This is a genomic window from Cupriavidus sp. UME77, assembly GCF_014170355.1.
Classification (GTDB): domain Bacteria; phylum Pseudomonadota; class Gammaproteobacteria; order Burkholderiales; family Burkholderiaceae; genus Cupriavidus; species Cupriavidus basilensis.
The window spans coordinates 244,265-255,964 of record NZ_LZZU01000055.1; the positions used below are offsets into that span (position 1 = coordinate 244,265).

General features: G+C 62.5%; 6 protein-coding genes and 2 pseudogenes. All 8 read left to right on the plus strand.

All coding sequences use genetic code 11. The features are described 5' to 3' along the window. The first annotated feature begins 8 nt into the window (after positions 1–8). Positions 9–3,878 (plus strand): type VI secretion system membrane subunit TssM, encoded by a 3,870-nt coding sequence (gene tssM / locus A9975_RS23070; RefSeq protein WP_183034820.1) that lies wholly within the window; start codon positions 9–11, stop codon positions 3,876–3,878. Further along, positions 3,875–4,606, plus strand: coding sequence for a TagF domain-containing protein (locus A9975_RS23075; RefSeq protein WP_183034821.1), 732 nt, complete (start codon positions 3,875–3,877; stop codon positions 4,604–4,606). Before tssM ends, A9975_RS23075 begins: the two co-directional genes overlap by 4 nt. Positions 4,607–4,738: 132 nt before the next feature. Further along, positions 4,739–4,900: a hypothetical protein gene (locus A9975_RS23080; RefSeq protein ID WP_183034822.1), complete on the plus strand. Its 162-nt coding sequence runs from the start codon at positions 4,739–4,741 to the stop codon at positions 4,898–4,900. After that, positions 4,897–6,078, plus strand: a complete 1,182-nt coding sequence (locus A9975_RS23085; RefSeq protein WP_183034823.1) for a hypothetical protein — start codon at positions 4,897–4,899, stop codon at positions 6,076–6,078. Before A9975_RS23080 ends, A9975_RS23085 begins: the two co-directional genes overlap by 4 nt. Beyond that, positions 6,065–6,880, plus strand: coding sequence for a hypothetical protein (locus A9975_RS23090; RefSeq protein ID WP_183034824.1), 816 nt, complete (start codon positions 6,065–6,067; stop codon positions 6,878–6,880). The genes A9975_RS23085 and A9975_RS23090 overlap by 14 nt, the downstream gene beginning before the upstream one ends. Before the next feature lie 89 nt (positions 6,881–6,969). Continuing rightward, positions 6,970–7,218, plus strand: a pseudogene (locus A9975_RS23095) (DUF4158 domain-containing protein); the annotation flags it as partial. A gap of 329 nt (positions 7,219–7,547) precedes the next feature. Then, positions 7,548–11,381 (plus strand): type VI secretion system Vgr family protein, encoded by a 3,834-nt coding sequence (locus A9975_RS23100; protein WP_183034825.1) that lies wholly within the window; start codon positions 7,548–7,550, stop codon positions 11,379–11,381. Then, positions 11,374–11,700, plus strand: a pseudogene (locus tag A9975_RS23105) (hypothetical protein); the annotation flags it as partial. The gene A9975_RS23100 and the pseudogene A9975_RS23105, both read left to right, overlap by 8 nt.

The window sequence follows — 11,700 nt, forward strand, 5'->3', positions numbered from 1 at the left end:
AGTACGGTATGGATTTCCTGAAACGTTGTGCGGCAGTGCTGTTCTCGCGTCAGATGCTGATTTTTTTGGTGCTGGTGCTTGTCGCGGTCGCGGTCTGGTTCATTGGCCCGTTGCTGGCCTTTAATGGTATGCGACCGCTGGCCGGCATTGGTATGCGGGTGACGGTGATCGTGCTGTTGCTGGCGCTGGTGCTGTTGCTCGTCATGAAGTGGTCGGTCGCTGTCATCGGCGTCGCCGCACTCTGCCTGCTGATCTGGCACGCCGGGCCGTTGCTGGCGATTGGCGACGCGCACCCGCTGGCCTCCGCAGTGGTCCGGGTCGTTGTCATTGCCGTACTGGTCTTCCTGGTAGTCGCCTATGAGATTTTCCAGTTCCTCAGAAGGTCACAGGCGAACGATTCGCTGCTGGAGAAGCTGCTGAATTTCGGCGGCAAGCGCCCTGAAGTCGTTGCCGGCGATGAGATCGCCAAGGTGAACGAGACCGTTCAAACAGCGCTGAAGCAGCTCAGAGGGATGCGAACTGGGGGCGGGATCGGCCGGTTTTTCGAGGGCAAGCGCTACCTCTACGAACTGCCGTGGTACATGATGGTCGGCGTCTCTGGCGCCGGCAAGACCACGGCACTGCTCAATGCCGGCCTGCAGTTCCCGCTGCCGGAGCAGATGAGCGCGGCAGTCGCGGCACGTAAGGAAAAGGGCACGCTGAACACCAATTGGTGGCTGACCAACGAGGCAGTGCTGATCGATACGGCTGGGCGCTATACCACGCACGAACAAAGCCAGAAGATTGACCTGGCCGAGTGGGAGGGGTTCCTGGCGCTGCTGCGCAAGCACCGCAGTCGTGCGCCCATCAATGGCGCGGTGCTCACCATCAGCGTGGAGGATCTGCTTACGCAAACGCCGGACGAACGGGTACGCGAGGCAGCCAGCTTGCGCGCCCGACTCGCCGACCTGCGCAAGGAATTGGGCGTCCAGTTCCCAATCTATGTCATGGTCACCAAGCTCGATCAGCTGGCCGGCTTCAGTGCGTATTTCCAGTACCTGAGCAGCGAGGGGCGGGCGCAGCCTTGGGGCTTTACGTTCCCCTATGCGCAGAAGAAGCCGAAACGTGGCGAAGCTCCCGTGCCGTTCGCGCAGCACTGCCGCTCGGAAATGGCGCTTCTCATCGACAGGCTACAGGGAGGGCTCGATGCGCGCCTGTACGAGGAATATGCCCCAGACCGGCGCAAGGCTCTGTTCGCACTGCCCCAGGAATTCGCGAGCCTGACCGAGCCGATCGTCGATATGCTCTCGCAGATCTTCCTCGGGTCGCGTTTCGACGATACCGAGCGCGCGAATATGCTGCGCGGGGTGTATTTCACCAGTGCCGCCCAGACTGCGGCCACCGTAGTCGCCGACCACGAGACCGTGCTGAGACGGCTTGGCCGGGATCAGGGGGAGATGATGGAGGCGCCGGAGCACCTTTTGCCCACTGGAACACAGATGGCCGGTGAAGAGGCAGTCGCGCAGTCAATGGGCAGCCGTAGCTTTTTCTTGCAGGACGTATTCAAATGCATCATCGTGCCCGAGGCGCACCTGGTGAAGCCGAACTTGCGCTGGGAGTACCGCTTCCGGTTGCTGCGCCTGCTCGGGCATGCGCTGGCGCTGGTGATCTTCCTGTGGTTGGCCGGGGCGCTCTATACGAGCTTTGGCCACAACCGCAGCTATCTGGACTTGGTGCAGGAAAAGGCCAAGGCGCTGGCTGCGACGGTGACTGCGTTCTACAAGAAACCGCAGCCGGATGCGATGCCCGAGGTTCTGGCGGCCGCCCGCGACCTGCCTGTCTACCCTGGCCTGAATCTGGTCGATCCGTCCGCCGACTGGCGCTACGGGTTCTACAGCGTGCCGCCGGTGCTGGACGCAGCGACGCTCACCCACATCAAGCTGCAGGACAACCTGCTGGTGCCCTACCTGGTGCGCCGGGTCGAAGCGCTCCTGTCAACTGCGGTCAATCAGCGCGACGCCAAGCAGACCTACGACACCCTGCGGGTCTACCTGATGCTGCACGATAAGGACAAGTTCAGCGCGTCCGACGTACGTAGCTGGGTGCAGAGCGACTGGGCGACGGGCAACGGGGCCGATGCCTTCGGTGGCCGGGTGGCGGTGCTCGAACACCTGGACAACCTGCTGGACGGCAATCGCCCTGTATTGTCGCCGTATGCCAAGAACGAGGCGCTGATCCGCTCGGCGCGCGATCTGCTGGACGGCAATACCTCAATCGAACGCCTGTATGACCGCGCCAAGGCGGCCATGATGGAGGAGGCGCCGCAGGATTTCACGCTGGTGCGCGCGGTGGGGCCTCAGGCCGGCACAGTCTTCACCCGCGCGAGCGGTGAGCCGCTGGAGCGGGGTATCCCGGGCCTGTTCACCTACGCCGGCTACCACGACCTATTCAACACGCGCCTGTCGGAGTTCGTTGGCAAGGCCCAGGCTATCGACGCCTGGGTGATGGGCCGGGGAGTCGGGCTCAGCGCTCAAAAAAAAACGCTTGAGGATGCCGCCGGTAAGCTGACCGGCATCGATCCCCTGACGCGCGAGATCCGCCGCCTGTACCTCGACGAATATGCCCAGCGCTGGGAGAAATTCCTGGGCGACATCCGCACCGTGACCGGCAACAACCTGGCCTTCGACCTGGAGATTCTGCGCAACTTCGCCGCGCCGGACTCCCCGCTGGCCCGGCTGGGCCGGGCGGCGGTGCAAGAAACCACGCTGAGCCGTCCGCTCGATCCCGAGGACAAGTCCCTGGTGGAGAAGGCGTTGTCCGCGCTAGATAAGAAGACGGAGAAGGTCAACGCACTGACCGCGCGCGCCGAAGCCCGGCAGGAGCGGGAGGTGGTCGACAACCGCTTCGCCGCCCTGCGTGAAGTGGTCACCGGCCAGGCCGATGCGGCAACCCCGGGCGCGCAGGCCGCTGCCGGCAAGCCACAGCTGGACGCGATCGCGGGCATGGTCAACGCCTACTACACCAGTCTGGTGGTGGCCAACAATGCGCTGAACACCCGCAATCTGCCGCCGCCGGCGGATGCCGGGGCGCAATTGCGTATGGAGGCAGCTAAACTGCCGGCACCGTTCAAGGCGGTGTTGGCCGACTTGGTGGTGCAGGGCACCCGTGATGTCAACAAGGGCATCGGCGACATCCTGATTGCGCAGATGGACGCCGTGATCGGCGAAAGCTGCCGCAGTGCCATAGACGGCAAGTATCCGTTCACGCCGACCTCGATGCAGGATGTGGATCCGGAGGATTTTGCACGCGCCTTCGCAACCGGCGGTGTGCTGGACGACTTCTTCCAGAAGGTGTTGGCCCCCCACGTGGATACCACTATCTCGCCATGGCGGTACAAGCTGACCGCGCCGGACGTGCCGCCGATCGTCGGGCCGAGCCTGGTGCCGTTCCAGCGCGCCAAGGAAATCCGGGAGGTGTTCTTCCGTGATCCGGGTGCGAAGAAGATGGCCTGGAAGGTCGATCTGAAGGTCGTGGAGCTCGATCCCGAGATCGTCGAGCTGAACATGGACTTCGATGGGCAGAGTCAGCGCTACGTACATGGCCCGGTCATTCCGCTCAAGGTTATCTGGCCCGGTCCGCGCGGCGGGCAGGGGGCGCAGATCACCGCCAGCCCCCGCATCCGCCCGGATACCTCGACGCTGACCGCTGACGGTCCATGGGCCTTGATGCGCGTCATCGCCAAGGGCAAGCTCGCCGGCTCGGCCACCGCCAGCCATTTCATGGCCGAGTATGACTTCGATGGCCGCAAGGCGAAGCTGGACATCAATACCGGCAGCCTCGCCAATCCGTGGACGACCGGTTTGCTGCAGGGCTTTCAGTGTCCAGGGAGGTCAGGGTGATCACGGCGCCGTCGATCTTCGGCAAGCTGCCGGCCCTGGGAGACTTTGTTCGCCACAATGCCCCGCTGGACCAAGTGGAAATGTGGCGCACCTGGTTCGACCATGGGGAGGGCGACGCTCCGGCGAGCAAGCCTGAGCTGTCGTTGGTCGGCCACCCGCCCCACTGGCTGCATCTGACGCCGCCCAGCCTTGCGAGCCATTCCAGGCTGCGCACGGCCGAGCCTTGCTATTTCATCCTGCGGCCGCGTGGCCTGCAGTTCCCGAGCGACGGCAGCTACCTGATTGGTATCCTTGCCGGCTCCCGCGACCGGGTTGGCCGCCGCTACCCACTGGTGGCTTGGCAGGCCGTTAGCGCCCAATGGGCCGAGCAGCTCCTGTCCGCACCGGCGCACTGGCTCGCCGACCTGGCACAACTGGTCCACGATCACACTCGCCGGCCTGACCTCACGGGCCTGGCCACCGCCGTCGATGCGCTGTGGGCCGAACATCGGCCTGGCTGGCGGGATCGTCTCAGCGTGTCAATCAAGCGGCTGGCGGATGCCCGCAATCAGGCTGCTCTGGGCGATTTGCTGGGCGGCAGTCTGGCCGGACCGGCCGAGATGCGTGACGACTGGCCGCCGATCCTGCTGCGCGGCGGCAGCCATGGCTGCGTCTGGCAGGCTGGCACTGGCTGCGCCCTTGAGATCGACGGCATTCCCGCCATCCGCCGCATCGTAGCCGGACTTTAACTACTTTCCCCCAAACGGGGCACCTTCACCGCATCGAAATTCGTACTTGTCCGATATCAATCGACGCCCTCCATTGCTAGCCGCACCGCGCACGCCGTCAGCACGGTCAACCGCGGCGATTAGCCGAAAGCCATGCCAGCGTGGCAAATGATTGAGGTCATCACCAATGACAAGGGAGAGACAGAACTCGCGACGAGTAACGCCTATGAGATTGCCAAGATCGAGATCCTGCGCAATACCGATCCCAACAGCGTTATCGCTGTACAAACCAAAATGGTGTTGACCCGAACATGAGTACGCCCTCACTGGAATCCGAAAAGCGGTCCCCCGCCGAGCGCAAGCTGAAGCAGACGGTTGGTGGCAGGCAGGTGCTGCTCGACAGCGACGCCCCAACGTCCCTGGGGCGGCCGCCAGTCTATGCACTGTGCGAGCCGTACACCTTTGGCATGCGCCTGGCCGAGCCAGCGACCGATGGCAGCATGCACAAGTACCACTACCCCGTCGCGCAGGCTTATACCGACGCGATGCAGGCATTGCTGACCTATGGCATCGAATGGCCAGCGATTCATGGGGTAAAGGAATCGTTTACTCCGCTTGGACGGGGCGCTCTCAAGGCAAAGGCAAAGCCAACTGGCGTTAAGATGGCTTGGCCGATGAATGACGGCCTGAAAAAGGCATTTGCCGATGCGATTCGGCCCGTCGTGGAAACCGCTCTGCAAGCGACGGCCTTTGGATTGCCCAAAGGTTATCCAAAGCAGGGCGGCGCGATGCCGGTCATTGGTTTTATGGGCGAAAAGACAACGACGCCGGCAGCTGGGGTTCAGAAATGCGATCCCTGGACGTTTCTAATGAACCCGTCGCTCATCCGGGAAATTTGCGAATCCCAGGAGCCCAGTAGCCGCGATATGAAGCTATGTCTGCTGGCCACCACCATCTATCACGAGGTCAGGCACGCGCAGCAGTTCTTCTGGATGCTGGCCATGGTGAAGCAGTTTCCGGGCGATTATCCGGGGCTCACACTCATGCCGGAGGTGTTTCCCGCAATATATCAGGAGGAATTGCGCCCCGTGGTGGTGGCGACCCCCGTCCCTGAGGAACCAACGGCGCGTATCGCCATCAAGCGCCTGGTAATCAGCTACTACTATGCCTTGCTGCACCTGCAACTGAGCACCCTGAAAAATCAACGTGACGCGCCATCTCAGCGAGTTGCCGAATATGAGCACGAGCTGGCTGTTTGCGAACAGCAAGTGGCAGACCTTCTCTTACATGTGGGCAGAAATGGCAGACCAATCGACTATAAGAAACTTCCTGACCGGGGGCTGGGCTACCGCTTGCGCCCCTGGGAAGACGATGCGTTTGCTTGCGACTTCGTGGTTTGTCAGCAGTGGTTTGGGCGTGCTTTGCCTGAGCCCGACCGCTGCAACCAGTTCTACGATCTCAAGGACGGAGAAAGACCCGATGCCAGGCTGTAACTATAACTCGTCGCCATGGTGCGGCAAGCCGCTTGTCCATGAGCCGAATCTAGAAGACGTGAAGACGTTGACGCCCGAGCAGGCCGCTCTGTATCTGAAGATTGCGGAAACGGCCATGCGGTTGTTGCGGGATGACGTGCCATTTGAGGAAGTCAAGAATATTTTTGGGAAACAAATTTACTACAGCACACATGACAACGCATACATATACACTCGCCCGGATCTTAGTGATATTTCCTTTGATATTGGTTTTACAAGAACTAAAGATGGATCATCGGAGTCGGTAGATAGCGTGACCATTAGCGGAGGATATATGATTGGTGTCAGCAAGCAGGATCTTGAGAAACGACTCGGTTTGCAGCGCGCCTCCAACTACGTCACCTTCAATATCGACCCTGCAATATTTATCGATTTCCACTATCATGCCGGCATGGATCTTGTGTCCTGTTATCCGGTCAGTGTGTATCTGTCGTTCTTCAAGGATCAGGAATATTCGAATATCGATCCGCGGGCGGATAGCGAGGCCAAGTACCTGGGCACCGTCACCATGCTCCGGGCTTACATGACGCCGGAAGAGAAAATGCAGCGTGCGCAGCGGGTACCGCAATGTCGTAGCCGGCAACCTGCGCCACGATCCGGCTTGTGGCTGCCCAAGATTCCGCACGATGTGCCGGGCGCGGATTACTTCCTGAGCAAGGACATGCGCGCCCAGCGGGTTCAGAAGGGCCAGCCGATGCTGAGTGTCGGCATTTCTCCGCCGTCAGAGGAAGCACGGGTACTGTGGACCTGGGTAGGTGAATGAGAGGTGCGTGCTGGCGCTGCTTCCTTCCTCGCTGGAATCCGCCATTCCTACATGGTCGGCGTCAACTGTTCGGCGAGCGGCATACGGCGCTGACCACCGGGGAACACCTGTCCATTGCCACCGGCAAGAGCCTGCTGGCGTGCTACACGCCTAATGCCGAGGAGTTGGACTGGGCCACCCGTTCAACCCGAGGCCAGGGGCTGCGCCTTGGCTCGCTTGTGTTGCTGAAGGTCTTCCAGCAACTGCATTATTTCCCCAACTTGGATGGCATACCGACGGCCGTGATCGACCACGTGCGCGCCAGCGCCGGCCTGGATCCGGATGCCGAGTTTGGCTACCCCGGTCGATGTGGCCGATATTGAATTTCTGAGCCCCTATCTCACCAGCCACATCAAACGTTTCGGCGATTTCAAGCTGAATCTGGAACGTATGCCGGAAGCGTGGATTCGTGACTGCCTATTCGCAGGACCTGCCCACGCCGAGCAAGGCAGGGTTCCCACTCGCTCCTTTTCGGATTTTTCCGAAAATGCTCCCGCTCGCATCCGACGTCACAATTTTTGACACTTATTCGGCACATTTCACGGTAGCCTGATTGGCTACCCCGCGCCATACAGCATTCGCTGCATGTGCCACTCGTGGGCCCCTTCACCCCGCCGGAGTGCCGCCTATGGGCAACCGCCCGCCGTTCCTGTCCAACCGTACTGTCACGATTCGTGGTGACGGTTTGCCCGAAATCCTGGGTCAGGTCGCCCTGACCGTCGCCCGCGTGCAGGGCGCCGAGGGCCTGAATGACCTGTTCACCTACACGGTCGACCTCAAGACTCCGGATGCGCTCCCTCGTCTGTACGGGCCCGCCGCCAATCTGGACCTGCCCGCGATGCAGGGCAAGGAGCTGACGCTCGAGATCGAACTCGACGGCGCCGGTAGCGGCCTGGCCGGCCACGTGGGCGCCGGCACCCGCGAGATCACCGGCATCGTGACCCAGGTCGAAGGGCCGATTGCCGAGGGGCACCACTTTGTCTACCGTCTCACGCTGCGGCCGTGGCTATTCCTCGCCACGCTCACCACCGACTTCAAGATCTTCCAGCAGAAGACGGTGGTTGAGATCCTGCAGGATCTGCTGGGCGACTACACCTTCCCGGTCGAGAACCGCCTCGATGTCGCCCGCTATCCCGTGCGCGAATACCAGGTGCAATACGGCGAGAGCGATTTCGCCTTCTTCCAGCGCTTGACCCAGGAGTGGGGGATCTCATATTTCTTCGAACACTCGGGCAGGCATCACCGCCTGGTGCTGACCGATGGCAACAGCGCCTTTCGCCGCTTCACCAGTCCGGCGTATCACACGCTCACCTGGCGCCGCTCCTCGGACCGGGCCGATGCCGAGCACCTGTACGACTTCCACGTGCAGGACCAGCTGGTGTCGGGCAAATGGACCAGCACCGACTACGACTTCGTCAAGCCGCGTGCAGACCTGTCGGTGGGCGCCCATGACCCGCGCGACACGGCGCACGCCGAGGGTGAAATTTACGAGTATCCCGGCGACCATGCCCAGCCGGCCACCGGCAATGATCCGTGGTGCGAGGGCGACATGCTCGCCCGCATCCGCATGGAGGCGATCCGCCAGCACGGCAGCCGCGTCCACGGCCAGGGCAACGTGCGCGCGGTGGTGCCAGGCTGCACCTTCACGCTCCAAGGCTTTGCGCAAACCGCCGCCAACCGGGAATACCTGGTGTTCGGCACGACGCTGGAAATCGAAGACGTGGCCGTGGCCTCGGGGCACGGCCAGCAGTGGCGCTGCGAGGTTGCGTTCCAGGCGCAGTCCACGGCGGAGATCTTCCGCCCGGAACGCACCCAGCCCAAGCCACGCGTCCACGGGCCGCAGACCGCCACCGTGGTTGGCCCAGAGAAGGAACAGGTGTGGATCGATGAGTACGGGCGGGTCAAGATTCAGCTGCACTGGGACCGTGTCGGCCAGCGCGACGCCAACAGTTCCTGCTGGGTGCGGGTATCCCAGGCCTGGCAGGGCGACCAGTTTGGCGCCAGCCATCTTCCGCGCATCGGTCAGGAGGTGATCATCGGCTTCACCCACGGCGACCCGGACTGCCCGATCATTACCGGCCGGATGCCGAACCGGGTCAATCTGACGCCGTGGATCCTGCCCGGCCAGCACGCGCTGTCTGGCTTTCGGAGCAAGGAACTGTTCGGCGAGCGGCATAACACCTTCGTTCAGGATGACACGCCGGGCGAGATCCAGACGCAGATCGGCAGCGACCACCAGGCCTCGATGCTCAGCATGGGTTATATCGTGCACATCGTTGAGGCTGAGGGGCGCAAGGACAAGCGCGGCGAGGGCTTCGAGCTGCGTACCGACGGCTGGGGCGCGGTGCGTGGCGGCGCTGGCCTGCTGATCAGCACCGAGGCCCGGCCCAATGCCGCGGGCCATCACAAGGATGTGTCCGAGACCGTGCAGCGGCTGGCCAGCGGCCATGACCTCCAGCAATCGCTGGGCGACGCGGCCGAGCATCTGCGCGCGCAGGAGGGCCAGCAGCTCGACGTAGCCAAGGCCCTGCAGGGGCAGCACGACACCCTGAAGGGGAGCGGCGAGCAGGGTGAGTTCGCCGCACCGCATCTGATAGTGGCCAGCCCCGCCGGCATCGCCGCCACCGCGGCCGAAGATATCCACCTGCACAGCGAGCGGCATACGGCGCTGACCACGGGGCAACACCTGTCGATCGCCACCGGCAAGAGCCTGCTGGCCAGCGCCGTGGAGAAGATCGTGCTGTTCGCGCGCCAGGGCGGCCTGCGCCTGTTCGCGGCCAAGGGCAAGATCGAGATCCAGGCGCAGAGCGATGACATCGAGCTCATCGCGCAGAAGGTACTGAAGCTCATCGGCACCATGGAGCGGGTCGAGATCATCGCCGCCAAGGAGATCCTGGTCAATGGCGGCGACAGCTACTTACGCATCAATGCCAGCGGCATTGAGCACGGCACGCCGGGCAGTTGGAAGGCGCACGCAGGCATACACGGCATGCCTGGGCCGCGGTCCATCGGACAGGCCAAGCCGCTCCTGCCGCAGCAGGCGCCCACGGTGGTCGAGCACTTCGTGCTGGCCGAACTCGGGACCGGGCTGACGCTGCCGGAACAACCTTACCGCATCACGCTGGACGATGGCCGCGTGATCGCTGGCGTCACCAATGCGCTTGGGGAAACCGAGCTGGCAAGCGCCGCCGTGGCCCAGATCGCGACACTGGCGATTCTGTCGGCCAGCGAGCCGGGCAAGGTGGTGGCGGTGCATCAGCCAATGCTGATGAAAGATGCAGAGCGTGTGTATCCCGGCGCGCCGAATCCGGCGCGGCGTTCGACCAGGGTGGGCGGCAAGACTGCCGAGAAGGCCGAGCGCGAGCCGACCAGCGAAAACAAGCTGCCGATGCTTGCCACTTGTGATCCGCACAACTACGGGCTGCGATTTTGCGAGATCGCCACGGATCCCGCGACCGGCAAGCCGGGCGAGAGCAACCGGCCACTGCGCCGTGATGTGGTCTATCCGGTGGCCAAGACTTACACCGAGGCGATCAAGCCGGTGCTGCAGGGCATTGATTGGGGGGCAATGCAATGGCCCTTGTCGGAACGCCAGGTGGATGCCATCGTGAGTCGGGTTCAGCCCCTCATCCATGCTGCGCTGCAAAGTGGACCGTTTGGATTGCCTGCTAACCCGGCGGATGACAAGGAGCCGAGCGGTGCCCTGCCCGCGATCCGCATCGTCAATGATGACGAACAGAAAACACTGAATCTGGTCGCAACCGCCAATGGGGGTTTTGTGCGGCTTCCGTGGCAGATTGTGATTACGCGCAAGACGATCGAGGACGTGCTGGCGGCCCGGGGCAAGGCTGGTAGCGACCATCTGGATGCCAAACTGAAGCTGCTGGCTGAGAACCTCTATCACGAGGCCCGGCATTGCCAGCAGGAGTTCTGGCTGGCGGCCCTGCTGCAACAGTTCCCGCAGGACTATGCACGTGTGCCGCACATGCAGGAGTTCTACGAGGAGTATTTCCATAAGGGCGTCTTCAAACTTGCCGGCAAGCAGCCAGTGCCCCAGGACACGCTGGTGCTGCGGGGCCTGCACCGCATGCTGGTCGGGCACTACCACTGGATGCTGGCGGGACTGCGGCAAGGCCGGTTGGACTACAAGGCCAGGAATCCGGGGGTGCCGCTGTTTGGCGACGAATTTTATGACGCCGAGTTGCAACGGGCGCGGCAGTTTGCCTACGACCTGCTGCAGACCGTCGGCGCTGGCGGCGTTTCCATCAATGTTGACACCATGGTGAACCATGACACAGGTTATCGCGCGCAACTCCACGAAGACGATGCGTTCATTTGCGGCGCGGCAGTTCAGGCGTACTGGGATAGTCGCGATGGTATTCCTTTGCTGCACAACCCAGGCACTTGCACAAGAGAGTTCTCCGATGCCACCCGCCCCGATGGGAACCACAATCATGGCTGAAGGCTACAACGATCAGCAGCGGAAGGTTGTGCAGGAGATATTGCAGGCTGCCATGCGGCTATTACGGGATGATATACCGCTGGCCCAGGTTCAGGCAGTGTTCGGGGAGACCTGGAAGATTGAGCCAATCCCGGGCACGGTTGGCAACCGCTATCGCTTTGAGCACCCTCAGTTCCCCAGAGTGGCGATGCGACTTTATACCAACGGTGACCCCGCCGATTTCCGCGAGGACCGCAGCAGGGTAGCCGAGGTGCCGGTCCACTTTTCAATTCACTTTACCCCCAACCTGGACAAACTTGCGCGAGAGGAACTGGAGACG